Genomic DNA, 25,673 nt, shown 5'->3' with positions numbered 1-25,673 from the left:
CCGAGCGGCTCCTTGAGGTGAGTGAGGGCTATCTCTTGAAGATAGCCCTAATGCGGTGGTTCGTTATGCCTGGGCCGCTAGGACACGTCGCTCCCAGGGAGTGATTTCGTCAAAAAAACTGGTCAGTTCCAGGGTCTTCGAAGCGATGTAACCTTCGATGAACTCGGCACCGAACAGTTCCTTCGCCAACTGGCTACGCTTGAGACGCTCAAGGGCCGCGTGCAAGGTACACGGCAGGGACAAATTATCCGGCACCTCGAATTCGCCCTGGATCACAGCGCTCGGCTCAAGTTGGTTTTCGATGCCATGGAGGCCCGCCGCCAAGCTCGCGGCGATCGCCAGGTAAGGGTTGGCGTCGGCGCCCGGCAAGCGGTTCTCGACCCGTCGGGCCTGCGGCGCACTGGCGGGAATGCGCAACCCGGCGCAACGATTGTCATGGGACCAGCACGCATTGTTTGGCGAGGCGAACGGATGACACAGCCGATGGTAGGAGTTCACGTTCGGTGCGAACAGCGCGGTGAAATCCGCCATGCCGGCCTGCTGCCCACCAATGAAATGCCGGAAAGCCGCCGTCGGCTCGCCCGCCTCGTCGCTGAACACATTACGACCGCTGCCCAGCTCAACCACGCTCTGGTGGATGTGCATCGAGCTGCCTGGCGTATGGGCCAGGGGCTTGGCCATGCAGACCACGGCCAGGCCGTGCTTGAGGGCGACTTCCTTGAGCAGGTGCTTGAACAGGAACGTCTGGTCGGCGAGCAACAACGGATCGCCGTGGAGCAGATTGATCTCGAACTGGCTCACGCCCATTTCATGCATGAACGTATCGCGCGGCAAACCCAACGCCGCCATGCATGCGTAGACTTCGTTGAAAAACGGGCGCAAACCGTTGTTGGAACTCACGCTGAACGCAGACTGGCCGTCTTCGCGGCGACCATCGAGCCCCACCGGCGGCAGGAATGGCTGGGTAGGGTCCGCGTTGGGTGCGAACACGAAAAATTCCAACTCGGTAGCTACCACCGGCGCCAAGCCGCGGGCTGCATACCGGGCGATCACCGCTTTGAGCTGGCCACGCGTGGAGAGTCGCGAGCTTTCGCCGGTCAGCTCATCGGCGTCGCAAATAGCCAAGGCACGCGGCGACTGGCTCCACGGCAAGCGATGTACCTGCTTTGGATCAGCGACCAGCGCCAGGTCGCCATCGTCGCTACCGTAAAAACGCGACGGCGGATAACCGCCCATGATGCATTGCAGCAGAACACCACGCGCCATCTGCAACCGCCGGCCCTCCAAAAAGCCCTCGGCGGTCATTACCTTGCCCCTGGGCACGCCATTGAGATCCGGCGTGACACATTCAATCTCATCAATGCCCGTCAGTCGCTGCGCGAGTGAACGCTGGCCATCGGTCGTCATGACGCAATCCTTGTTATGTGCGGGCCGCGAACGGCAACCCGTACAAAATAGGCTCCAGCTGTTCGGAATATCAAGCGCCTGGAAACAATAAACACCGGCGCCAGGAAGACGATGTGCATCACCGGCTATTGGCGCAACGGGCTCAAGGCAGGTAAAGCCTGAACACCCCGCCACCCAGCACACCGCCATTGGCAATCTCGGTGCGCCCGCTCAAGCCACCACGCTGATGCAGCCCGGCAATCCTCGCGGCGAAGTACAGGCCCAACCCGGTGCTGCCGCTGCTGTGGTTGATACCCTGCACGTACTCGGCCTGACGCTCGATCATTTCGGGCGGGTAACCTTCGCCGTCATCATTGATGGTCAATACCAACTGCCCAGCCTCATCGCTCACACTGATCAACAGCGCTTGGCGAGCGTGGCGAATGGCATTGTTGATCATGTTATCGAGCACCGAAGCAATCAGCTCGCGATCGAAGAAACCCAGTGGGCTCAGCGGGTCGACCTCGTAGGTGGCCATGATCCCGCGACTGCGGAACACCTCCTGGTGGCCGGCCAGTTGTGCTTCGATGAAGTCATCCAGCTCGTGGTAAGCCGGATGCAATGGCAACTGGTTGACCCCAAGCTTGTATAACCCGAGCAATTGCACCAGCAGGCCGTTGAGATGGGCGAATTCGAACTCCATCACGCCCTGCTCCGACGTCTGCCGATCAGGTTCCGGCAAACGCTCGAGCCATTGCGTATGAGCCTGCATGAGCAAGGTCAGGGAGTTTTTCATGTCGTGCACGGTAGACGCGATCACCGTGGAAAAATCGAGCGCCTGTTCGCTGTCATTCATCGCCAAATGCCTTGCTTCGCAGTTTCTGATAACGCGCATGACGCGCATCGGTGTCGGGCATCATGCCCACCAGTTTCAGGCAGGCGCGGCATTCCTGCAGCAGCACCGATTCCACGCTGGTATCGGTGCCGTGCAACAGCGACTGCGCCAGGTTCAGGGCAATACTGATGTTCTTCGGTTGCATCTTCAGCGCCCGACGGAACAGCTCTCGCGCCTCAGGCAACGCGCCGGTCTTGTAGACGCGCACGCCCTCACGGTTCAGTTCGGCGGCGGCATTGCCCTGATTGAGAATATTGGGGTCATCGGTGAGCTTGGCGATACCTTGCATCACGGCTGGGTCATCGCCATAGATTTCTGCGCAGTTCTTGAGCATCGACTCGCCGGCGCTGGTCTGCCCAAGCATCTGCAACTGCTTGGCAACCAGCAAAGCGGCTTCGGCGCTCATGAACTGTTCCATGCCGTCGAGGCGCTGCAAGGCCTGCTCGGTCAGCTTTTCGGCGGTTTCGGCATCGTTGAGCAGCAGACTCGTGGCCTTCATCAAGCGCGCCCGAACCTGTAACCCCGGATCGCTGGGATTTTCCTTCGCCACGGCGCTGAGCGTCGTGTTGATTTCCAGCCGGGTACGCGTGTCCAGGCCTTTCTCGCTCCCCTTGCTGATCAACGCGTGGGCCAGGCCGAGATTGCTTTCCGGATCCTTGAAGCGCGACTGCGCACCCTGCCCGACCGCCTGGCGATAGGCTTTCGATGCGGTCTCGTAGTCTTCATTGGTCATTGCCAGCTTGCCCAGCAACGATTGCCGGCGCACCGCCAGCGGCGACAAGCGAACCGCCTCTTCCAGTACGTGTTGCGCCTGTTTCGTATCGCCTTCCGCCACCAGCACTTCAGCCATGCCGTCATATAAGGCCGGCATCATCGGGAATACTTTCAGAGCCTTCTCATAAACGTCCTTGGCCTGAAGGACCTGGCCGCGCTTGAACAACAACTTTCCCAGCCCCGCGTACGCCCATGGCAATGGGCGGTCCGCAAGAATGGTGTTGTATAGGCGCTCCAGCGCTTCGTTCTGATTCAAGTCCCGCAACGCATCGGCTCGATAACGCAGGCACAACGGTCCGTAGCGCGGATCCTGCTTGCACAGCGCGATGCAGGCGTTGAGCACTTCCATCGGCTTGCCACGATCAAGGGCCTGCAGGATCGGTTTGAGCAGCGTCTTGCGCTGCTCCAGACGCTCCAGGCGCTGGGCCAGGCCGGAACGGTTAAATGGTTTGGTCAGATACGCATCGGGCTCGTGCTCCAAGGCACTGAGCACCATCGCCTGGCTGCTCTCGGCAGTCACCATGAGGAACACGCTTTCATGGCTGATGAGCTTTTCGACCATCAGGTCTTCCAGCACTTGCTGGCCATTCTTGCGCCCGTCGCCCAGGTGATAATCCTGCAAGATGAAGTCATAGCGCTTCTGCGAGCACATGCGCAGCGCCACTTCACCAGTGTCGGCGGTGTCCACGTCCTTGACGCCCAGCTCACGCAACATGGACCGGACGGAACTGCGGAAATCCGAGAAATCATCGACGATCAGAAAACTTTTTTGGTGGTACGCGAGCATCGAGGATGTCCAGGCAAGTAAGAAAATAACCAATGGCATAACAACGAAACGCCGCCCCGCAGCCGGCGACGCGCGCAGAGGATAGACACTCGCAGCGCACATCGCGAGTCAATCCTGAACCTCGGGACGTCAGGAAAGGGGACTCATCGGGTTATCGGCAGCGGTTGGCGTTCCGTTAAGGAGATCGAGAGAGACTTGCAGGGAGAGGCAAAGAAAGATGGTGTCCCAGGGCAGGTTCGAACTGCCAACCTTCCCCTTAGGAGGGGGATGCTCTATCCAATTGAGCTACTGAGACACAGGTCGACCGCGAGAAACGCGGTGCGTTGGACGGCGTGCATGTTAACGGCCAGCCCTGCGTTTGTCATGTCGTCCATGTCTTTAAGTGTAGGCAAATGGTACGGCTCAGTAGCCGCAGCGACCGAGCCCGCTGAGAATCCAGCCGCCATTCATCCGCCTCACGGCGGCGCGGCCTAGTAAATCGGCCATTTGCCACTATCCTATGCATAACGAAGACGTCAGAGGGTTTCGCTCCGTACCGGTTATCCGCCCAACGGTATGGCACAACGACACGATGCAGTGGTCACAAATGCGGAACCTGTGTGTTTTTTCAAACCAGTCCGCATTTTTTGACGAAGGGTACTGGCATAACGCCTTTACGCGGATCAGAATTTGTCACAGAATTGGCGCCAATGATCTGGCAATTTTGAGGCATGATGCGGGCCTCTTAACAATTCAGGTTGAACATTTGGCTGTAGGACTTGTCCTATCGACATCCTGCGGCCAATCCCGAGAACCGCTCCCCTGAACTAACCGGTTAAATAAATATGCGCCCAATGAAACAGGCAATTTATTCCAGCCGTACGGCTGACAAGTTCGTCGTACGTCTGCCAGACGGAATGCGGGAACGCATTGCCGAGGTGGCTCGTAATCATCACCGCAGCATGAACTCTGAAATCATCGCACGCCTAGAGCAAAGCCTGATTCAGGAAGGTGCCTTGGGTGAAGAGCTGAGCATGCGCCTGGACAGCCCGGAGCTGTCACTGCATGAGCGCGAGTTGCTGCAACGCTTCCGGCAACTTTCCCATCGCCAGCAAAACGCCCTCGTTTCGCTGATCGCTCACGACGCCGAAATGGCCGCAGACGCGTCCTGATCGCATCCTTGACAGTAAAAGCCAGCCTCGTGCTGGCTTTTTTTGGCCCGGAATTCGGCCTCCCGCTGCGAATCATCACCCAATAAAAAACCCGCCAATCAGGCGGGTTTTTGATGAGCGACTTAGAGCAGGAAAATCGTCGCCAAGCCCAGGAAGATAAAGAAACCGCCACTGTCCGTCACGGCGGTAATCATCACACTGGCCCCCATTGCCGGGTCGCGCCCCAGACGGGCCAAGGTCATCGGGATCAATACACCCATCAGCGCGGCCAACAGCAGGTTGAGCGTCATCGCGGCAGTCATGACTACACCTAGCGACCAGCTGCCATATAGCAGATACGCCACCACGCCAATCACCCCACCCCAGATCACGCCGTTGATCAAGGACACTGCCAATTCCTTGCGCATCAATCGTGAGGTATTGCCGGTGCTGACCTGATCCAGCGCCATGGCGCGAACGATCATGGTAATGGTCTGGTTGCCGGAATTACCGCCGATGCCGGCAACGATCGGCATCAACGCCGCGAGCGCCACCAGCTTCTCGATGGAGCCTTCGAACAGGCCGATGACGCGGGAAGCGACAAAAGCCGTAATCAAATTGACCGCCAGCCAGGCCCAACGGTTACGCAGGGACTTCCAGACCGAGGCGAAAATATCTTCTTCTTCGCGCAGACCGGCCATGCTGAGGACTTCGCTTTCGCTTTCCTCACGGATCAGGTCAACCATTTCGTCGATGGTAAGACGGCCGATCAGCTTGCCGTTCTTGTCCACCACCGGCGCGGAAATCAAGTCATAACGCTCGAACGCCTGGGCGGCATCGTAGCCATTTTCGTCCGGGTGAAAACTCACCGGATCGCTGGCCATGACCTCGGCCACTTGCTTCTCTGGATCATTGACGAGCAAGCGCTTGATGGGCAGCACGCCCTTGAGCACGCCGTCGTAATCGACTACGAAGAGTTTATCGGTATGCCCCGGCAGCTCCTTCAGGCGACGCAGGTAGCGCAAGACCACCTCAAGGCTGACGTCTTCGCGGATGGTCACCATCTCGAAGTCCATCAGCGCACCGACCTGCTCCTCGTCGTAGGACAACGCCGAGCGCACACGCTCACGCTGCTGGCCATCGAGGGCTTCCATCAGCTCATGGACAACGTCGCGCGGCAGTTCGGGGGCAAGGTCGGCGAGTTCGTCGGCGTCCATCTCCTTGGCGGCGGCCAGCAGCTCGTGATCATCCATGTCGGCGATCAGGGTCTCACGGACCGAGTCGGACACTTCGAGCAGGATGTCACCGTCGCGATCAGCCTGGACCAGTTGCCAGACCGTCAGACGCTCTTCCAGTGGCAAGGCTTCAAGGATGTAGGCGACGTCGGCCGAGTGCAGGTCATCGAGCTTGCGCTGCAACTCGACGAGATTCTGCCGGTGGACCAGGTTCCCGACCCGGTCGGAGTGAGGGCCTTCCTGGCGATGCGTCAGGTCTTCGACGACCCGCTGGCGATGCAGCAGCTCAACGACTTGAGCGAGGCGATCCTGAAGGCTTTCCTGCGTTTTTTTTACTTCTACTTCGGTCATAGGCGAACTCCACTCCCAGCAGTGGAACACGCCGGAAGGATCAATCAGTCAATTCATGATTGGCAAAACGGGATATTGAGTAACTACTGGGTAAGTCCATGAAGATATTCCAAAGCCCCGGCGGGGCTGACGGGCGCAATCATACACCGCTTGACGCTGTAAAACGTTAAAAAATCATGGCAAGAACAAGCGCTTGCGAGACAAACCTGGAGACAGGCTGAACCTCTGCATTTACGACGACTTATCTTGAAAAGAAAACACACGCCGGGGCAAAAACCCAGCGGCTACCCTTTCATTTCTACGTCAAGGAGGACGCCAGGATGATGTCGCCAAGTCACTGTCTGTTTTTGCTCGCCGCCCTGCCCTGCCTGCCTTTATGGGCTAACGGGCTAACCGTGCACCGCTGCGAAAACGTCGCTGGGCAGGTTACGTTTACGAGTTTGAGTTGCGAAACAGGCGAGACCCTGTCGCTGCAGCAGATTCATTCGTTCACGCCGAGCCACGCCGAGCCGATGCTGCCCGAAGCGGAACCCCGCCAAACATCCAGCAACAAAACCAGGCGCAAGGAACCGACCATTGTCGGCCAGTTCGAAGACAACTGCGCAAATCTGATCAACGCCGGCCAGCGCCGCGAAGCCATCATCAACCAACGCATCATCGCCGGCATGAACCAGCACGATGTGATCAACGCGCTGGGTAAACCCGACACGATCAAGGTTCGGAATTCGACTACGCGGTATATCTACAAAGCGAAGAAAGGCCGCAGTGCAGAAATCGTATTCGATGAGAAAGGATGTATAAAAGGCAAATCGTAGACAGCAAAAAGCCCGCATTGAATGCGGGCTTTTTGGTGTTTGGTGCACTCGACAGGATTCGAACCTGTGACCGCTCGGTTCGTAGCCGAGTACTCTATCCAGCTGAGCTACGAGTGCAGATTGTGGTTTTATACCAGATCACAACTGGTTGAAGCCAAGTTATTTGCATCGCTGCAAGCAACTCTTAAATGGTGCACTCGACAGGATTCGAACCTGTGACCGCTCGGTTCGTAGCCGAGTACTCTATCCAGCTGAGCTACGAGTGCATTTGTTGCCGCGCATTATAGGTCGCCGAATCTTTTTGTAAAGCGCTTTTTTCAGTAATTTCAATCACTTACCGATCAAGCCAGACTACAGCGCACTAAACGAATAATGGCGGAGAACGGGGGATTCGAACCCCCGACACCCTTTTGAGGTGTACTCCCTTAGCAGGGGAGCGCCTTCGGCCACTCGGCCAGCTCTCCGCAACACGGGGCGTATATTAACCACCTTCATCCCCGTTTGCAAACATAAAAATCGATAAAAATTAATGGCTTGGTTCGTCGTCCTTCTCTTTCTTGATACGCAGGTAAATTTCCTCCCGGTGGACAGCAACCTCTTTCGGGGCGTTGACGCCGATACGTACTTGGTTTCCTTTGACGCCGAGCACGGTCACGGTGATTTCGCCATCGCCAATAATCAGGCTTTCTGCGCACCGACGAGTCAGAATCAGCATACCTTTCTCCTCACGCAATTCAGTTCAGGGACAACAGTCTGCAAAAAAAAGGCATGGGACCTACAACCGAAACGGTCGCAGCCTACAGGCCTAGTATTGACTAGCGCGCGCAAAAGAACAGTTTTGGGGCACGCCATTCAGAAAAACAAAGGGCGCGGTCAATGCCGCGCCCTCAGGACAATGCTTTACTCGCCCTGTCGGGCAGCAGCATCGAGTTCAAAAGCCGTGTGCAGGGCGCGCACGGCCAGCTCCAGGTACTTCTCTTCGATCACCACGGACACCTTGATTTCCGAGGTGGAGATCATCTGGATGTTGATGCTTTCCTTGGCCAGGGACTCGAACATGCGGCTGGCCACGCCTGCGTGGGAACGCATGCCGACACCGACGATCGAGACCTTGGCGATCTTGGTGTCGCCCACCACTTCCCGGGCGCCGATCTCGACAGCCGTCTTTTTCAGCACGGTTTCAGCGGCCTGGTAGTCGTTGCGGTGCACGGTGAAGGTGAAGTCGGTGGTGTTATCGTGCGCGACATTCTGCACGATCATGTCCACTTCGATGTTGGCGGCACTGATCGGGCCGAGAATCTTGAAGGCCACGCCGGGAGTGTCTGGCACACCACGGATGGTCAGCTTGGCTTCATCGCGGTTGAAAGCGATGCCGGAAATGATCGGCTGTTCCATGGATTCCTCTTCATCAATAGTAATGAGGGTGCCCGGACCCTCTTTGAAGCTGTGCAGAACGCGCAGCGGAACGTTGTACTTGCCGGCGAATTCGACCGCGCGGATCTGCAATACCTTGGAACCGAGGCTGGCCATTTCCAGCATCTCTTCGAAGGTAATCTTGTCCAGGCGCTGAGCCACGGGCACGACCCGCGGATCGGTGGTGTAGACGCCATCCACATCGGTGTAGATCTGGCACTCGTCAGCCTTGAGGGCTGCTGCCAGCGCCACGCCGGTGGTATCGGAACCGCCACGGCCCAAGGTAGTGATGTTGCCGTGCTCGTCTACGCCCTGGAAACCGGCGACAACCACAACGCGACCGGCCTTCAGGTCACCACGAATTTTCTGGTCGTCGATCTGCAGGATACGCGCTTTGTTGTGCGCACTGTCCGTCAGGATACGAACCTGGTTGCCGGTGTACGAAACCGCCGGCACGCCACGCTTGATCAGGGCCATGGCCAGCAAGGCAATGGTCACCTGCTCGCCAGTGGACACGATCACGTCCAGCTCGCGGGGGACCGGTTGCTGGTCGCCACTGATTTGCTTGGCCAGATCGATCAGACGGTTGGTCTCGCCGCTCATTGCCGACAGCACGACCACCAGGTCATCGCCCGCGTCACGGAATTTCTTAACCTTGTCGGCGACTTGTTCGATTCTCTCGACGGTGCCGACCGAGGTGCCTCCAAATTTCTGTACGATCAAAGCCATTTCAAAGCCGCCTCTGCCCATGAAGGGCGCCCAATAATCAATCAACAGCGGTCGGGCCCACGCTTGGCGAGCCCGGAGCGCTGCCTTAAATACCCTGCTCTACAAATGCAACGGTCTGGGCCAGCGCCGCGTCCAGGGCGCTGGCGTCGGTACCGCCGCCTTGCGCCATGTCCGGACGACCACCGCCCTTCCCGCCCACTGCCGCAGCGGCCTGCTTCATCAAATCACCGGCTTTGAGTTGGCCAGTCAGGTCTTTGGTCACGCCTGCGACGAGAACGACCTTTTCCTCATGGACACCGCCGAGCAGGATCACTGCGCGGCCGAGTTTGTTTTTCAATTGATCGACCAGCGCCAGCAGCGCCTTGCCGTCCTGGCCATCGAGACGCACGGCCAGCACCTTCACGCCCTTGACGTCCACGGCCTGGGCCGACAGATCGTCGCCCGCGGCGCTGGCAGCCTTGGCTTGCAACTGCTCGAGTTGCTTTTCCAGCAGGCGGTTGCGCTCCAGCACAGCCGAGAGCTTGTCGATCAAGTTGTCACGGCTGCCCTTGATCAGGCTCGCCGCTTCCTTGAGTTGTTCTTCCGCCGCATTGAGGTACGCCAGCGCCGCAGCGCCAGTGACCGCCTCGATACGCCGCACACCGGAGGCCACGCCGCCTTCGCTGACGATTTTCAGCAGGCCGATGTCGCCGGTACGATTGGCGTGGATGCCGCCGCACAGCTCCACCGAGAAATCACCCATGCTCAGCACGCGCACGTTGTCGCCGTACTTCTCGCCGAACAGCGCCATCGCGCCCTTGCGCTTGGCGGTCTCGATGTCGGTTTCCTCGGTTTCTACCGGGGAGTTCTTGCGGATCTCGGCATTGACGATGTCTTCCAGCGCCTTGAGTTGCTCCGGCTTGATCGCTTCGAAGTGACCGAAGTCGAAACGCAGGCGCTGGCTGTCCACCAACGAGCCCTTCTGCTGGACATGTTCACCCAGCACTTGGCGCAACGCTGCGTGCAGCAAGTGCGTGGCGGAGTGGTTCAACGATGTCGCGTGACGAACTTCGGCATCGACATGAGCGGCCACGGGGGCGGCGATCATCAGGCTGCCGGAGGCCAGCACGCCGTGGTGCAGGAACGCGCCGCCGGTCTTGGTGGTGTCACGCACGTCGAAACGCGAATTGCCCGCCTGCAAGTAGCCGCTGTCGCCGATCTGGCCACCGGACTCGGCGTAGAACGGCGTCTTGTCCAGCACGATCACGCCTTCCTGGCCTTCGCTCAGGATGTCGACCGACTGCCCGTCCTTGTAGATCGCGACAATCTTGGCCGAGCCGGTGGTCGCGGCGTAACCGGTGAACTCGGTCGCCACGTCAACCTTGACCAGACTGTTGTAGTCCATGCCGAAGGAACTGGCGGAACGCGCACGCACGCGCTGGGCTTGCATCTCGCGCTCGAAACCTTCCTCGTCGAGGGTCAGGTTGCGTTCGCGGGCGATGTCGCCGGTCAGGTCCATCGGGAAGCCATAGGTGTCGTACAGCTTGAACACGACATCGCCCGGGACCACGTTGCCCTTGAGGTCGGCCAGGTCCTGCTCGAGGATCTTCAGGCCCTGCTCCAGAGTCTTGGCAAACTGCTCTTCTTCGCCCTTGAGCACGCGCTCGATGTGCGCCTGCTGGGACTTGAGTTCCGGGAACGCCTCGCCCATCTCGGCCACCAGTGCCGCGACGATCTGGTAGAAGAAGCTGCCCTTGGCGCCCAGCTTGTTGCCGTGACGGCAGGCGCGACGAATGATCCGGCGCAGCACATAGCCGCGACCTTCGTTGGAAGGCAGCACGCCGTCGGCGATCAGGAAGCCGCAGGAACGGATATGGTCGGCCACCACTTTCAGCGAGGCCTGGTTGTCATTGGAGCAACCGATGGCCTTGGCCGAAGCGGTGAGCAGGCTCTGGAACAGGTCGATCTCGTAGTTGGAATGAACGTGCTGCAACACCGCACTGATCCGCTCCAGGCCCATGCCGGTGTCCACCGACGGCGCCGGCAGCGGATGCAACACGCCGTCGGCGGTGCGGTTGAACTGCATGAACACGTTGTTCCAGATCTCGATGTAGCGGTCGCCGTCTTCTTCCGGCGAGCCCGGTGGGCCACCCCAGATGTCGGCGCCATGATCGTAGAAAATCTCGGTGCAAGGGCCGCATGGACCAGTATCGCCCATGGTCCAGAAGTTGTCGGAAGCGTAAGGCGCGCCTTTGTTGTCGCCGATGCGCACCATGCGTTCAGCCGGGACGCCGACCTCTTTGGTCCAGATGTCATAGGCTTCGTCATCCGTCGCGTAGACCGTTACCCAGAGCTTCTCCTTGGGCAGGTTCAGCCACTTGTCGGAGGTCAGGAAGGTCCAGGCGAAGGTGATGGCGTCGCGCTTGAAATAGTCGCCGAAGCTGAAGTTACCCAGCATTTCGAAGAAGGTGTGGTGACGAGCGGTGTAGCCGACGTTTTCCAGGTCGTTGTGCTTGCCGCCGGCGCGTACGCACTTCTGGCTGCTCACCGCACGGGTGTAGGCACGTTTTTCCTGGCCCAGGAAGCAGTCCTTGAACTGGTTCATCCCCGCGTTAGTGAACAGCAGGGTCGGGTCGTTGCCCGGAATTAAAGAGCTGGAGGCTACTCGGGTGTGGCCTTGCTCTTCGAAGAAGCGAAGGAAGGCTTCACGGATTTCTGCGCTTTTCATTAGGTTCTTCCACGGAGGCTGCGGCCAAAGGCCTGTGCAAAACGTCAACAGACGAAGCAACGGCAAAGGGCCGCATTATATCGGCCCTTTGCGTGGGGTACAGCGTGTTTATGCGATAGAAACCGTCAATTGGACCGCTGAAAGGATCAGTTGCGGGAAAATTCGACGAAAGTGTCGATGACTTGGCCGATTTGCGCGGTGCTGATATCCATATGGGTCACCATGCGCAGACGGGGCGCGGCACTGAGCTGGATGCCTAGCTCAGCGGCGTAGGCCTTGATCGCCTCGGCCCGCTCGCCCATCCGCACGTAGACCATGTTGGTCTGTACTGGCTCGACGTCGTAACCGGCCGCACGCAAGCCCTCGGCAAGCCGCTGGGCATTGGTGTGATCGTCGGCCAGGCGCTGGACGTTATTTTCCAAGGCATACAGCCCCGCCGCCGCGAGGATCCCGGCCTGACGCATGCCGCCACCGACCATCTTGCGCAGCCGCCGCGCCTTGCCGATCAGCTCGACGCTGCCACACAGCACCGAGCCCACCGGAGCACCGAGGCCCTTGGACAGGCACACCGACACCGAATCGAAATGCTGGGTTATCTCGCGCGCGTCGACGTTCAGCTTGACCGCGGCGTTGTACAGCCGCGCGCCGTCCAAGTGCAGCGCCAAGCCGTGTTCCTCGGTGAAACGCCGGGCCCGGGCCAGGTATTCCAGGGGCAGGACCTTGCCCTGCATGGTGTTTTCCAGGGCCAGCAGGCGGGTGCGGGCGAAGTGGAAGTCATCGGGTTTGATCGCCGCAGCCACTTGCGCCAGGTCCAGCGAGCCGTCGGCCTGGACTTCGAGAGGCTGGGGCTGGATCGAGCCGAGCACCGCCGCACCGCCGCCTTCATATTTATAGGTATGGGCCTGTTGGCCGACGATGTATTCATCGCCGCGCTCACAATGAGCCATCAACCCCAGCAGGTTGCTCATGGTGCCGGTCGGCACGAACAACGCCGCCGCGAAGCCAAGGCGCTCGGCGAGTTCGGCTTCGAGGCGATTGACGGTCGGGTCTTCACCGTAGACGTCGTCGCCCGTTGGCGCATTGGCCATGGCATCGAGCATGCCGGCGGAAGGTTGAGTCACCGTGTCGCTGCGAAGGTCGATAACGCTCATGAATCTGGCCTCGGGTTCAGATGGGAATTCCCTTTCGGATGACAATTACTGCGGGCATGGTGACGAATAATCAAGCCAGTTGCCCATGCGTTGCACCGAAATATGTGTTAAAAATCCTCCGCCGCCACCAACCACGGCGACAAAAACGTTCTCAGGGCGGGGTGCAACTCCCCACCGGCGGTAATTGCGCGCAATGCCCATAGCCCGCGAGCGCTTGGCACTCACCACTTTCTTGCGGTGCAGTGACAAGGTCAGCAGACCCGGTGCGATCCCGGGGCCGACGGTCATAGTCCGGATGAAGAGAGAACGGGATTGACACCCAAGGGCCGCCTGCGACTGTCTTGTGCGCGGCGTACCCTCGAATCCCCTTCGATTCATGACGCCCTGTTTTTCACACAAACAGGAACCAGAACATGCAACCCACTGCAATCGACAGTAAAACCAAAACCCATCCGGGCGAGCGCGTCGCGTTCATCCAGGCCTGCTGGCACAAGGAAATCGTCGACCAGAGCCGTAAAGGCTTCGTCGCCGAGATGATCAACCAGGGTTATCAGGAAAGCGACATCGACTTCTTCGAGGTTGGCGGCGCCTTTGAAATTCCGCTGCACGCCAAGCTGCTGGCAAAATCCGGCCGGTACGCCGGCATCGTTGCTGCAGGCTTGGTGGTGGATGGCGGGATCTACCGCCACGAATTCGTCGCCCAATCGGTGATCAGCGGCCTGATGCAGGTCCAATTGGAAACCGAAGTGCCGGTGTTCTCGGTCGTGCTCACGCCGCACCACTTCCATGCCGGGGAAGAACACCAGAAGTTCTTTTTCGAGCATTTCGTGCACAAGGGCCAGGAAGCAGCGAAGACCTGCGCCGATACGCTGCACAAGACCCGGGCATTGCGCCGCAGTGAGCAGCGCGCCCTGGCAGTCTGAAGCCGATTCAATCGTGGGGGCGGACTTGCTCGCTCCCGCGATCGAGTTGACGCTGGCCTCAGGCCAGGTTTTCGTCCGTCGCCGGCACTATCAGAATCCCGGCGCGCAAGCCATTCTTGACCTTGGGGTTCGGGAAGATGATCCGGGCACCCTCCTCTTCGATCACCCAACGAGTCTGGGCGATGTCCTCGGCCAGCACATAACCTTTTTCAAGCTCGGAAAAATTCTCGATGTCCGCCGGCAAGTTCAGGCGGAAGCTATCGCTGTGCTTGATGATTTCCCGGGCGACGCTGAACAGTTGCAAGCCATCGAGCCCTTCATCCAGCTCCGGCTCGTTGCCTTCGATGATCTGTTGCAGGCGGGTTTCCAACAAGCTGACGTTAACCCCGTTGTTCTGCCCGAATGGCCGGGCCTTGCCCAGTTCCAGGGTGAAAGACTCGGCACCGAGCTGATCGTAGGTGTAGGCGCTGAACACGATGGACGGCTTGTTCTGCAGCAATACCGCCTCCATGCCCGCCGCGCGCAGGCGCGCCAGTTCGCGACGTGAATGCGGACGGCCTTCCTTCCAGGGATACAGGGCGAACTGCTCGATCTTCGAGCCACGAATGGCGGTGTGCAAATCGTAGTGCAGACGACTGCGGTCCGGCACGCTGAAGAAACTCGCGGCCAGCCGTTCAAGTTCACACGCTCGCAACGCTTCGGGGCCGCCGCTCAATTCGTGGCGACCATTGAACAGCCGGTTGACGTCCTGCTCGACGAAACGTTCTCCGCGACGGATCGCCTCGGGGTTGCCGAACAGGAACAAAATGCGCGCCCGCGGCTTCAGGTCGCCACGGGCAATGTCATGCAGCAGGCGGTCGAGCAATTCGATCGGCGCGGTTTCGTTGCCATGGATTCCGGCCGACAGCAGCAGGTCCAGGCCGTTATCCCGGGCTTGGGGCGGCTTGACCTCCAGCGCGCCCTCGCTCAACCAGCGCATCCGTACGCCTTCGACAGTCAGTTGAGTCTTCTCCGCCGGTTCACGGCCGGCCAGCGTCAGTTCAAGCAGTTTGCCGAGGGCGAGCATAGCGAGGGTTCCTTAATGGTCGTGGCCGCAATCCGGGCCATGGACATGGTCATCGTCGCCGACGTCGGCCGGTTCCATTTCCAGTTGCAGGCTGACCAGGTTGGTTGCCAATGGACGCAGCAACAGGTTGGCGTACTCCTCGTCCCCTTCCTCGACGTCGACGCCGATCAGCAACTGGCCGCGGCCGTCCTGCTGGATCCACAGTTCCTTGCCTTGCCACATCACTGCGACGCGAGTGCAGGAAGTTTCCAGTTGCGTGCCGTCGGTGTCTTCAAGGATCAGCTGCAGGGTATCGCTCATGTCTTTACATTCTCGTCTGGGGATAAGGCAACGCGCCCTGCTTTGACTGTAGTCAGGTCGCGCGCGCTTTCAATTGATCTGGAAAGGATAAACCGAGCCAAGTTTAAGGATTTGTGTCAGTTCATCCAGTGCCGACCGGCATTCAAGCAGCAATTGCGGGTCCGCCAGGTCATTTTCGCTCATGCGGTCGCGGTAGTGGCGCTCGACCCATTGGGTCAACGACCCATACAGCGGCGCGGTCATGATAACCCCTGGATTCACAGCCGCCAGTTCGGTCTCGTTAAGCGCAACGCGCAACCTCAGGCACGCCGGGCCGCCACCGTTCTGCATGCTCTGCTTGAGGTCGAAGACCTTCACTTCGCGAATCACCCCGCCAGAACCCGTCAGGCCTTGCAGGTATTGCCAGACGCGTTCATTGCCGCGGCATTCTTCCGGCACGATCAGCAGCATCGAGCCGTCGGGACGCGACAGCAGTTGGCTATTGAACAGGTAGGAACGTACCGCATCATCGACCGTGACCGCCGAACGCGGTACGCACACTGGCTGAAATTTCCCACCGACCTTGGCAAGTTTGCTGCTCAGTTCGGCCAGCATCTTGTCGGTCTCGAGGAACGCGTCCTCGTGATAGAACAACACTTCACCATTACCGACCGCGATGACGTCATTGTGGAAAACGCCCTGGTCGATCACCGCCGGGTTCTGCTGCGCATAGACCACGCCCTCTTCCCTCAGACCGTGCAGGCGGGCAACGGCCTGGGACGCCTCGAGGGTCTGGCGTGCCGGGTACTTCTGCGGCGATGGGTAACGGCTGTCGAAAGCGCTGCGACCGAACACGAAGAATTCGACGCCGGCCTCGCCGTATGCACGGCAGAAACGCGTGTGGTTGGCCGCGCCTTCGTCGCCGAACTGCGCCACCGCCGGCAATGCCGCGTGATGGGCGAAGTGCTGCGGGTCGGCGAACATCGCCCCCAGCACACGGCTGGTGGTCGGATGCTCAATGCTGCGGTGGTATTTGCAGTTCAGGTTGGCGGCGGTGAAATGCACACGGCCATCGGCAGTGTCGGCGCTCGGGCTGACGGTGGCGGCGTTGGCGACCCACATGCTCGACGCCGAGCAACTGGCAACCAGCAGCGGCATCGCTTCTTTCGCCGCCTGTTGGATGACTTGGGCATCGCTGCCGGCAAAACCCAACCGGCGCAGGGCCGCCACGTCCGGACGCTCCTGGGGCGCCAGCACGCCTTGCTGGAAACCCATTTCCATCAACGCTTTCATTTTCGCCAGGCCTTGCAACGCCGCTTCCTTGGGGTTGGAGGATTGCTGGCTGTTGCTCTGGGACGCGACGTTGCCGTAGGAGAGCCCGCCATAGTTGTGGGTCGGCCCCACTAGACCGTCAAAGTTGACTTCATAGGATTTCATCAGCGAGGCTCCACGAGAATCTGTTTTTTATAGGCATCAATAGCAACGATGGCGTAGCTATCGCGAGCAAGCTCGCGACAGATTTACACCATCCGCAGGCCGGGGGTCAGGGCAGCCGGCATGGCAAGGCTTGGGGTCTCCAGGGAGGCCACCGGATACGCGCAATAATCCGCCGCGTAATAAGCACTGGCGCGATGGTTGCCCGAGGCGCCGACACCGCCGAATGGCGCACTGCTGGCGGCACCGGTCAGCTGCTTGTTCCAGTTGACGATACCGGCACGGCTTTGCAGCCAGAACTGTTCGTAGCGCGCTTGCGAATCCGACAGCAAGCCGGCGGCCAAGCCATATTGAGTATTGTTGGCCTCGCTGATCGCTGCTGCGAAATCCTGGTAGCGGATGACTTGCAACAGCGGCCCGAACAGCTCCTCGTCAGGGCGCTCGGCCACGGCAGTCACATCGAGAATCCCCGGGGTCAGCAACGCAGCCTGTGGCTGCGGCTGGGTCATGGCCAGCAACGGCAGCGCGCCCTTGCCCAGCAAATGATTCTGTGCATCCATCAGCGCTTTCGCCGCGCCCAAGGACACCACCGAGCCCATGAACGGCGCCGGCTGCTGGTCGAAGGCGCCCACCTCGATGGTCGAACTGACTTGCACCAGGCGCTCGAGCAAGGCATCGCCCCACGCCCCTTCCGGCACCAGCAGACGGCGTGCGCACGTGCAGCGCTGGCCGGCGGAAATGAAGGCCGATTGGATGATGGTGTAGACCGCCGCATCGACGTCGGCCACCTCATCCACCACCAGCGGGTTGTTACCGCCCATCTCCAGCGCCAGGATCTTGTCCGGCCGACCGGAAAACTGTTGATGCAGCAAATTGCCGGTGCGACTGGATCCGGTGAAGAACAGCCCGTCGATCCCCGGATCCGCCGCCAGGGCGATACCGGTTTCCCGCGCGCCTTGCAGCAGGTTCAGCACGCCCGCGGGCAGGCCGGCCTCGACCCAGCATTTGACCGTCAGCTCGGCGACTTTCGGCGTCAGCTCGCTGGGCTTGAACAACACGCAGTTGCCTGCCAGCAGCGCGGGCACGATGTGGCCGTTGGGCAAATGGCCGGGAAAGTTGTAGGGGCCGAACACCGCCACCACACCGTGGGGCTTGTGGCGCAGCACGGCGGTGGCGTCGCCCAGCGGGCCGCTCTTCTCGCCGGTCCGCTCGCGGTAGCTCTGCACCGAAATCGCCACCTTGTTGATCATGCTGGTGACTTCGGTGGCCGATTCCCATAGCGGCTTGCCGGTTTCCTCACCGATGCAACGGGCCAATTCGTCAGCATGAGTCTTCAGGTTGCCGGCAAACGCTTCCAGTACCTGGATGCGCTCATCCAGCGAGCGCCGCGCCCAGTCCGGGAACGCCTGGCGCGCCGCCTGCACAGCGGACTCCACCTGCGCAGCCGTGGCGCCTTTGCCAGACCACAGCACCTGCTGCGTCACCGGGTTCAACGACTCAAAGACGTCGCCCTGGCCTTCCAGCCAACTTCCAGCGATGTACAGCGATTTCATTATTTCGACTCCCGAGCGGCAGACAACGCCACGGCACGCACTTGATCGCCGGCGTTGAGTTGAAGACGTTTGGCGGTCAGCGGATCGACCACCAGTGTGCCTGCGGCGAAGCGCGCCGGTGCTGCGGTGATGCGGCAGTCTTCACGCTTGCGGTTATGAATGAGAAACGGCGTGGCGTCATCGCCCGGCGTGCCGATGGCCAGCACCAACGCCTGGCTGTCTTTAATCGCGCGGATCTTGCCGGTCTCGCATTCCACGGCCGGGCCGGCATCGAAGATGTCGACGTAACCCTGGTAGCTGAAGCCCTCGCTCTTGAGCATCGACAGCGCCGGCTCCGTGTCAGGATGAACCTGGCCAATCACGGCCCGGGCATCTTCGGACAGGAAGCAGGTGTACAGCGGGAACTTGGGCATCAGCTCGGCGATGAAGGCTTTGTTGCCCACACCGGTCAGGTAGTCGGCTTGGCTGAATTCCATCTTGAAGAAATGCCGACCCAGGCTTTCCCAGAATGGCGAACGGCCGTTATCGTCGGACATGCCGCGCATCTCGGCGATGATCTTGTTGCCGAACAGCTGTGGAAATTCGGCGATGAACAACAGCCGCGCCTTGGCCAGCATCCGGCCATTGAGGCCACTGCGGAAGTCGGCGTGCAGGAACAGCGAGCACAGCTCGGAATTGCCGGTCAGGTCGTTGGCCAGGAACAACGTCGGAATTTCCCGGTAGATGTTCAGTTCCTGGGAAGCGCTGACCGTCAGGCCGACCCGGAAGTTGTACCAGGGCTCACGCAGGCCCACGGCACCGGCGATAGCGGAAATGCCGACCACGCGGCCGTCATCGTCTTCGAGCACGAACAGGTAGTCCGCATCGCCGCGCCCGGCTTCGCCGCGAAAGGTCTTCTCGGCCCAGCCGACCCGATGCGCCAGGCGCTCTTCGTTGGCCGGCAAGGTGGTCAGGCCAGTACCGGTGCTGCGGGCCAGGGCGATCAGAGCGGGTAAATCGCTGCTGCGTACGGGACGAACGATCATGCTATCTCCTCAAACGGGCCGCTCACGCCACCCGCGAAACTCAGCTGTAAGGCGTTAAACCGCTACCAGGCGCACACTCGCACCTTCGCCAACGCCCAAGGCTTCGGCCGCGTCCATGTCCAGCGTCACAGGCTTGCCCGGCGCGTAGTCGAGCTCGAGCAGCACGGCGCGGTAGTCCTGCAATTGGGCGTTGGCGACCAGGTATTGGCGGCCGGCGCCCTTGACCGGTTCGCCGATCTTGACCGGCACTACGCGGCTCTGGGCAATCGAGCGAATCCCCGAGACACGGGCATGCAGGGTCGGGCCACCGTCGAAGATGTCGATGTAGTGATCCGTCTCGAAACCCTCACGCATCAGGATGTCGAAGGTGATCTGTGCCCGTGGATGAACCTGCCCCATGGCTTCCTGGGCGGCGTCCGGCAACAACGGCACGTAGATCGGGTAATGCGGCATCAGCTCGGCGAGGAAGGTACGGCTCTTCAGCCCGCACAAACGCTCGGCGGCGGCGTAGTTGAGGTCGAAGAAGTTGCGACCGATGGCGTCCCAGAACGGCGAATCACCGTTCTCATCGCTGTAACCGACGATCTCGGTCACCACCGAATCGGCGAACCGCTCCGGATGGCTGGCGACGAACAGTAGACGCCCACGGGAGTTGAGCTCCGCCCAAGGCGACCCGACCAGTTCCGGCACCACATAGAAACTCGTCAACAGGCTGTTGCCGGTCAGGTCGTGGCACTGGGAAAGGACGTGGATCTTGTTGTGGATCTTCAGCTCGCGGGACGCGTGGACGAACGTTTCGTTGCGAAAGCTGTAGAACGGCTCGGAATAGCCGGCCGACGCGACGATGGCCGAACAGCCTACAAGCTTGCCGGTGGCGGTGTCTTCGAGGACGAAGAAATAACTCTCCTCGCCGTTGAAACTGACTTCGGCGGAAAACGAAGCTTCGCTTGCGGCGATCTTGTCGCTCAGGCGTTCCACGTCATCCGGCAAGGAAGTGACACCGATCGGACTGTCCGCAGCCAGACGCTGTACCTCGCCCAGATCCGCCATTTGCGCGGGGCGCATCACCAGCATGGTGTCACTCCTTAACTTGAAATAAACGGTTCGACCCTGAGGTCGATACACAGAGAAAAAACATCAATGGATGAGCGGCACTGCGCCGCTCATCCATTGGAGCTGGTCCAGCTGGGTGAATCAGGCTTGCGTCAGCTTCGCCGCGGCCCGCTCGAAGCGGTCCAGGCCGGCGTCGATGTCGGCGTCTTCCACCACCAGGCTCGGGGCGAAACGGATCACGTCCGGGCCGGCTTGCAGGATCATCAGGCCTTCCTGCTCGGCGGCGTTGAAGATGTCCTTGGCCTTGCCCTTCCAGGCGTCGTTCAGCACGCAACCCATCAGCAGGCCCAGGCCACGCACTTGGGTAAACATGCCGTACTTCTCGCCGATCTGCTCCAGGCGCGCCTTGAATTTCTGATGCTTGGCTTTGACGCCGCCGAGGACTTCAGGCGTGTTCACAACGTCGATCACCGCCTCGGCCACCGCACAAGCCAACGGGTTACCGCCATACGTCGTGCCGTGGGTACCGACCACCAGGTGCTTGGCCAGCGCTTCGGTGGTGAGCATCGCCGCGATCGGGAAACCACCGCCCAGGCTCTTGGCGCTGGTGAGGATGTCCGGAACCACGCCGTAGTGCATGTAGGCGAACAACTCGCCGCTGCGGCCCATGCCGGTCTGCACTTCGTCGAATACCAGCAGCGCGTCGTGCGCATCGCACAGCTCGCGGGCGCCTTGCAGGTAGGCCAGTTCGGCCGGCAATACACCGCCCTCGCCCTGGATCGGTTCCAGCACCACGGCGCAGGTCTTGTCCGAGACAGCCGCTTTCAGCGCCGCCAGGTCGTTATAAGGAACGTGGGTGATGCCGGTGATTTTAGGACCGAAACCGTCGGAGTACTTCGACTGCCCGCCAACATTGACGGTAAACAGCGTGCGCCCGTGGAAACTGTTGAGCGCGGCGATGATTTCGTATTTCTCGCTGCCGAAACGGTCGAACGCAACGCGACGGGCCAGCTTGAAGGCGGCCTCGTTGGCTTCGGCGCCGGAGTTGCAGAAGAACGCGCGCTCGGCAAAGGTTGCGTCAATCAGCTTATGAGCCAGTCGCAGCGCCGGTTCATTGGTGAATACGTTCGACACATGCCACAGCTTGTTGGCCTGTTCAGTCAGGGCGCCGACCAGCGCCGGATGGGCATGCCCGAGTACGTTGACTGCGATACCGCCAGCAAAATCGATCAACTCGCGACCGGACTGGTCCCACACGCGGGAACCGGCACCACGCACAGGAATAAAGGCAGCAGGCGCATAGTTGGGAACCATCACCTGGTCGAAATCGGCGCGTTGTACCGCGGCTTGCTCAACGGACATCGGAGTCTCCTGAAGAGGAACACTCGCCTGGAACTGGCGAGCTTGGTAAGGATTGTAAGGACAGTTTTCAGCCCGGCCTTGCCGCCAAGCGACAACTTCTTATAGCGCCAACCCACGTTTTGCGCGGGTTTACGGCAATGCGACAAATAGCGTCGCAAAGGCGCAGTTTAAACGTTGCCGATGTCTTTGAGGTGCCCGCATAACGATTTGCTGCAGCCCCGTGACGCGTCCAGTCTCAGCCGCGCTCGGACGGCACCGAAGACAGTTCGAACGGGCTGCTGCTGCGGCGCTGGTTGCGATCTTCCCGCGGCGTGGCGCCGAAGAAGTTGCGATAGGCGCTGGAGAAATGCGGCCCCGAGGAGAATCCGCAGGACAGGCCGATCTGGATGATGGATTTGCTGGTCTGCATCAACATCTGCCGCGCCTTGTTCAGGCGCAGCTCCAAGTAATACTGGCTCGGCACGCGGTTGAGGTATTGCTTGAAGATCCGCTCCAGTTGCCGGCGCGATACGCACACATGCTGAGCGATTTCGTCGGTGGTCAGCGGCTCTTCGATGTTGGCTTCCATCAGCAACACCGCCTGGGTGAGCTTCGGATGGCTGGAGCCGAGGCGGTTCTGCAGCGGGATGCGCTGGCGTTCGCCGCCCTCGCGAATGCGCTCGACCACCAGTTCCTCCGACACCGCGCCGGCCAGTTCCGCACCGTGATCCCGCGCCAACACCGCCAGCAACAGATCGAGCACCGACATGCCGCCACAAGCGCTCAGGCGATCACGATCCCAATCGAACAAATGACTGGTCGCGATGACCTTGGGAAAGCGCTCGGAGAAATCATCCTGCCAGCGCCAGTGCACGGCAGCGCGATAACCGTCGAGCAAGCCCAACTGAGCCAGCGGATAGACACCGGCGGACAGGCCACCGATGACACAACCAGCACGCACCAACTGCTTGAGCGCGCTGCTTAGCGGCGAAGCCAGCGTGGTCGGTGGCTCATCGGCCAGCAGGAACAGTTTCTGCAAGCCTTCGAGCTTGCCGGCCCAGGGTTCACCCGGCAATTGCCAGGCGCCCTCGGTCGGCGGCTCGGCTTGCAGGAACGACAGCTCGTAGACCACGTCCGGATGCACTCGCTGCGCAACACGCAAGGCCTCCTCGGCCAGCGCCAGCGTCAAGGCTTTAGTGCTGGGCCAAATCAGGAAACCTATTCGATGGGCAGTCATGGCGGGCAATCCGAAGCGAAAACAGTGTTAAAGCCAAAAGCGGCTGCAACCAAATTAGACCATCTGGCGCATGGCGCGCAGCATGATCCAATCGAGTGCGTAACGGGAGCGACTACTTGAGGCTGCCCGAGAGGAATTGTTGCAGGCGCTCCGATTGCGGATTGACCAGCACTTCGCGTGGGTTGCCGCTCTCTTCGACGATGCCTTTGTGCAGGAACACCAACTGGTTCGACACTTCGCGGGCAAAACCCATTTCGTGGGTCACCACCACCATGGTCCGCCCTTCCAGGGCCAGGGCCTGCATGACCTTGAGCACGTCGCCCACCAGCTCCGGGTCGAGGGCCGAGGTCGGTTCGTCGAACAGCATCACCTCAGGCTCCATCGCCAGCGCACGGGCAATCGCCACGCGCTGCTGCTCGCCGCCGGACATATGCCCCGGGTAAGCATCCTTGCGGTGCGCCACGCCGACCTTGTTCAGGTAGTGCTCGGCTTTCTCCCGCGCTTCAGCCTTGGCCACGCCCAGCACATGCACCGGCGCCTCCATGATGTTTTCCAGCGCGGTCATGTGCGACCACAGGTTGAAATGCTGGAACACCATCGACAGCCGCGAACGCATGCGTTGCAGTTGCTTGGGGTCCGCAGCCTTCATGGCGCCATCCTTGCCCGCGACCAGTTTCAGCTCTTCATTGTTGAGCAAGATCTTGCCGGCATGGGGTTGCTCAAGCAGGTTGATGCAACGCAGGAAGGTGCTCTTGCCGGAGCCACTGGAGCCGATGATGCTGATCACGTCGCCAGCGGCGGCTTTCAGGGAGACGCCCTTGAGCACTTCGTGACTGCCATAGCGTTTATGCAGGTCTTGGACTTCAAGCTTGTACATGCGGTCGGTTCTCACAAAACGTCAATCGTTGAGCAGTCGATCGGATCGATGCGTTATCAGTGCTTGCGCGGGGCCAGGTAACCCAGCCAGCGGCGCTCGGCCAATTTGAACAGGCGCACCAGGATGAAGGTCAGGCACAGGTAGAAGACGCCGGCCGTGATGTAGGCCTCGAACGGCAAGTAATACTGCGCATTCACCGTGCGCGCGGCGCCGGTGATGTCGATCAGGGTGACGATGGACGCCAGGCTGGTGGTCTGCAACATCATGATCACTTCGTTGCTGTATTGCGGCAGCGCCCGGCGCAAGGCCGATGGCAGCAGGATCCGGCGGTACAGCTTGTAGCGTGACATGCCCATGGCCTTGGCCGCCTCGATTTCACCGTTAGGCGTGGCCCGCAGGCTGCCGGCGATGATTTCCGCGGTGTAGGCGCTGGTATTGATCGCAAATGCCAGGCACGCACAGAACGTCGCGCTGGACAGCCACGGCCAGAGGAAACTCTCGCGCACGGCTTCGAATTGCGCCAACCCGTAGTAGATCAGGAACAGTTGCACCAGCATCGGCGTGCCGCGGATTACGTAGGTGTAGAGCCAGGCCGTCATGTTGACGATCGGCTGCTTGGACACCCGCATCAACCCCAGGGGCAGCGCGGCCAACAGACCAAAGAACAACGACAGGGCCAGCAGCTTCAGGGTGGTCAGCAGGCCACTGAAGTACAGCGGCAAGGCTTCATAGATGACGTTGTAGTCGAAGATCATAGATCAGCCGCCCTTACGCCTACCGAGTAGCGCTTCTCAAGGTGACGCAACGCCAGCAACGAGACACTGGTGATCACCAGGTACATCGCCGCCACTGCGAGGAAGAAGGTGAAAGGCTCGCGAGTGGCATCCGCCGCCTGCTTGGCCTTGAACATCATGTCTTGCAGGCCCACCACCGAAATCAGCGCGGTGGCCTTGGTCAGCACCAGCCAGTTGTTGGTGAAGCCCGGAATCGCCAGACGAATCATCTGCGGCACCAGCACCCGGAAGAACACTTGGAAGCCGTTCATGCCGTACGCCATGCCCGCCTCGGCCTGGCCCTTGGGGATCGCCATGAACGCACCGCGAAAGGTTTCCGACAGGTACGCACCGAAGATGAAGCCCAGGGTGCCGATACCGGCCGCCAGCGGGTTCAGGTCGATGTAGTCGTCATAGCCGAGCATCGGCGCCACGCGATTGAGCAAGTCCTGGCCGCCGTAGAAAATCAGCAGGATCAGCACCAGGTCGGGGATGCCGCGGATGACCGTCGAATACAGGTCGCCCAGCCACGCCAGCCAGCGCACCGGCGAGAGGCGCAACGCGACGCCGATCAACCCCAGGACGATGGCCAAGGCCATGGACGACAAGGCGAGCTGAAGCGTCAACCATGCGCCATCGAGGATGACAGCCCCGTAGCCTTTCAACATGATTCAGGTCCTCGAAAGTGGGATGAAAAAATGGCGCAAACCGCAGAGATCCTGTTGCTTGCGCCATTTCG

The 25,673-nt window shown here is 60.4% G+C and carries 22 protein-coding genes, 4 tRNA genes and 1 riboswitch; of the genes, 3 read left to right on the top strand and 23 right to left on the bottom strand.

Annotated features, from left to right (window positions below; all coding sequences use genetic code 11):
* Positions 1–63 precede the first annotated feature (63 nt).
* The 4 genes from J3P95_RS07115 to J3P95_RS07100 form a co-directional block, all read right to left on the bottom strand.
* A complete protein-coding gene (locus tag J3P95_RS07115) occupies positions 64–1,305 on the bottom strand; it encodes a glutamine synthetase family protein (RefSeq protein ID WP_434563742.1) in 1,242 nt (413 codons plus the stop codon).
* A gap of 244 nt (positions 1,306–1,549) precedes the next feature.
* Positions 1,550–2,242, bottom strand: a complete 693-nt coding sequence (locus J3P95_RS07110) for a sensor histidine kinase (RefSeq protein ID WP_434561794.1) — start codon at positions 2,240–2,242, stop codon at positions 1,550–1,552.
* Positions 2,235–3,842, bottom strand: coding sequence for a response regulator (locus J3P95_RS07105; RefSeq protein WP_434578117.1), 1,608 nt, complete (start codon positions 3,840–3,842; stop codon positions 2,235–2,237). Before J3P95_RS07105 ends, J3P95_RS07110 begins: the two co-directional genes overlap by 8 nt.
* 218 nt (positions 3,843–4,060) lie before the next feature.
* Positions 4,061–4,137 (bottom strand) — tRNA-Arg (locus J3P95_RS07100).
* 529 nt (positions 4,138–4,666) lie between these two features.
* Between J3P95_RS07100 and J3P95_RS07095 the strand changes: the two genes are divergently transcribed.
* Positions 4,667–4,993, top strand: a complete 327-nt coding sequence (locus tag J3P95_RS07095; RefSeq protein ID WP_010226671.1) for an Arc family DNA-binding protein — start codon at positions 4,667–4,669, stop codon at positions 4,991–4,993.
* 122 nt (positions 4,994–5,115) lie between these two features.
* Here the strand turns inward: J3P95_RS07095 and mgtE are convergent, their stop codons facing one another.
* On the bottom strand, positions 5,116–6,558 hold the full coding sequence (gene mgtE, locus J3P95_RS07090; protein WP_434578118.1) for a magnesium transporter: 1,443 nt from the start codon (positions 6,556–6,558) through the stop codon (positions 5,116–5,118).
* Between the two features lie 323 nt (positions 6,559–6,881).
* Here mgtE and J3P95_RS07085 point away from each other — a divergent pair, with 323 nt between their 5' ends.
* Positions 6,882–7,373 (top strand): cell envelope protein SmpA, encoded by a 492-nt coding sequence (locus tag J3P95_RS07085; RefSeq protein WP_434581276.1) that lies wholly within the window; start codon positions 6,882–6,884, stop codon positions 7,371–7,373.
* Positions 7,374–7,413: 40 nt separating this feature from the next.
* On the opposite strand, the gene J3P95_RS07080 is transcribed toward J3P95_RS07085, so the two are convergent.
* From J3P95_RS07080 to ltaE, 7 genes are all read right to left on the bottom strand, one after another.
* Positions 7,414–7,490: transfer RNA gene (locus J3P95_RS07080), tRNA-Arg, on the bottom strand.
* A 72-nt stretch (positions 7,491–7,562) separates the two neighbouring features.
* A tRNA-Arg gene (locus J3P95_RS07075) sits at positions 7,563–7,639 on the bottom strand.
* A gap of 107 nt (positions 7,640–7,746) precedes the next feature.
* A tRNA-Ser gene (locus tag J3P95_RS07070) sits at positions 7,747–7,837 on the bottom strand.
* 62 nt (positions 7,838–7,899) lie between these two features.
* Positions 7,900–8,088, bottom strand: coding sequence for a carbon storage regulator CsrA (gene csrA / locus J3P95_RS07065; protein ID WP_003178872.1), 189 nt, complete (start codon positions 8,086–8,088; stop codon positions 7,900–7,902).
* Positions 8,089–8,273: 185 nt separating this feature from the next.
* Positions 8,274–9,515, bottom strand: a complete 1,242-nt coding sequence (locus J3P95_RS07060) for an aspartate kinase (RefSeq protein WP_434561790.1) — start codon at positions 9,513–9,515, stop codon at positions 8,274–8,276.
* Positions 9,516–9,600: 85 nt separating this feature from the next.
* Positions 9,601–12,222 carry an alanine--tRNA ligase gene (alaS, locus tag J3P95_RS07055; protein ID WP_434578120.1) on the bottom strand — a complete coding sequence of 874 codons (2,622 nt, stop codon included), beginning with the start codon at positions 12,220–12,222 and terminating at the stop codon, positions 9,601–9,603.
* A gap of 146 nt (positions 12,223–12,368) precedes the next feature.
* The gene (ltaE, locus tag J3P95_RS07050) at positions 12,369–13,373 is read right to left on the bottom strand and encodes a low-specificity L-threonine aldolase (protein ID WP_434578122.1); all 1,005 of its coding nucleotides are present in this window, start codon (positions 13,371–13,373) and stop codon (positions 12,369–12,371) included.
* A gap of 143 nt (positions 13,374–13,516) precedes the next feature.
* Positions 13,517–13,685, top strand: a riboswitch (FMN riboswitch).
* Positions 13,686–13,786: 101 nt separating this feature from the next.
* On the opposite strand from ltaE, the gene J3P95_RS07045 reads away from it, so the two are divergent.
* Complete coding sequence (locus tag J3P95_RS07045; RefSeq protein ID WP_434578123.1) at positions 13,787–14,296, top strand: 6,7-dimethyl-8-ribityllumazine synthase; 510 nt, start codon at positions 13,787–13,789, stop codon at positions 14,294–14,296.
* A 58-nt stretch (positions 14,297–14,354) separates the two neighbouring features.
* Here J3P95_RS07045 and astE read toward each other — a convergent pair whose 3' ends face one another.
* From astE to J3P95_RS06990, 11 genes are all read right to left on the bottom strand, one after another.
* Positions 14,355–15,362 (bottom strand): succinylglutamate desuccinylase, encoded by a 1,008-nt coding sequence (gene astE, locus J3P95_RS07040; RefSeq protein WP_434578124.1) that lies wholly within the window; start codon positions 15,360–15,362, stop codon positions 14,355–14,357.
* A 12-nt stretch (positions 15,363–15,374) separates the two neighbouring features.
* Complete coding sequence (locus tag J3P95_RS07035; RefSeq protein ID WP_003178862.1) at positions 15,375–15,662, bottom strand: hypothetical protein; 288 nt, start codon at positions 15,660–15,662, stop codon at positions 15,375–15,377.
* Between the two features lie 69 nt (positions 15,663–15,731).
* On the bottom strand, positions 15,732–17,078 hold the full coding sequence (gene astB / locus J3P95_RS07030; RefSeq protein WP_434578125.1) for an N-succinylarginine dihydrolase: 1,347 nt from the start codon (positions 17,076–17,078) through the stop codon (positions 15,732–15,734).
* Positions 17,079–17,161: 83 nt separating this feature from the next.
* A complete protein-coding gene (gene astD, locus J3P95_RS07025; protein WP_434563738.1) occupies positions 17,162–18,631 on the bottom strand; it encodes a succinylglutamate-semialdehyde dehydrogenase in 1,470 nt (489 codons plus the stop codon).
* A complete protein-coding gene (astA, locus tag J3P95_RS07020) occupies positions 18,628–19,653 on the bottom strand; it encodes an arginine N-succinyltransferase (RefSeq protein WP_186635891.1) in 1,026 nt (341 codons plus the stop codon). The genes astD and astA overlap by 4 nt, the downstream gene beginning before the upstream one ends.
* A gap of 54 nt (positions 19,654–19,707) precedes the next feature.
* Entirely contained in the window at positions 19,708–20,727 is a 1,020-nt protein-coding gene (gene aruF, locus J3P95_RS07015; protein WP_434561778.1) for an arginine/ornithine succinyltransferase subunit alpha, read from the bottom strand.
* A 120-nt stretch (positions 20,728–20,847) separates the two neighbouring features.
* Positions 20,848–22,068: an aspartate aminotransferase family protein gene (locus J3P95_RS07010; protein WP_434561776.1), complete on the bottom strand. Its 1,221-nt coding sequence runs from the start codon at positions 22,066–22,068 to the stop codon at positions 20,848–20,850.
* 235 nt (positions 22,069–22,303) lie between these two features.
* Positions 22,304–23,284 carry a GlxA family transcriptional regulator gene (locus J3P95_RS07005; protein ID WP_434561774.1) on the bottom strand — a complete coding sequence of 327 codons (981 nt, stop codon included), beginning with the start codon at positions 23,282–23,284 and terminating at the stop codon, positions 22,304–22,306.
* A 112-nt stretch (positions 23,285–23,396) separates the two neighbouring features.
* Positions 23,397–24,161 carry an ABC transporter ATP-binding protein gene (locus J3P95_RS07000; protein WP_053124413.1) on the bottom strand — a complete coding sequence of 255 codons (765 nt, stop codon included), beginning with the start codon at positions 24,159–24,161 and terminating at the stop codon, positions 23,397–23,399.
* 56 nt (positions 24,162–24,217) lie between these two features.
* Positions 24,218–24,916 (bottom strand): ABC transporter permease, encoded by a 699-nt coding sequence (locus tag J3P95_RS06995; RefSeq protein WP_186635882.1) that lies wholly within the window; start codon positions 24,914–24,916, stop codon positions 24,218–24,220.
* Entirely contained in the window at positions 24,913–25,602 is a 690-nt protein-coding gene (locus tag J3P95_RS06990) for an ABC transporter permease (protein WP_003178836.1), read from the bottom strand. The genes J3P95_RS06995 and J3P95_RS06990 overlap by 4 nt, the downstream gene beginning before the upstream one ends.
* Positions 25,603–25,673 lie beyond the last annotated feature (71 nt).

The sequence above is a fragment of the Pseudomonas sp. Z5-35 genome (assembly GCF_051131945.1).
Lineage (GTDB): Bacteria > Pseudomonadota > Gammaproteobacteria > Pseudomonadales > Pseudomonadaceae > Aquipseudomonas > Aquipseudomonas marvdashtae.
The sequence above is the reverse complement of the archived record's forward strand: the minus strand, read 5'-3'. Positions and strand labels throughout refer to the sequence as shown.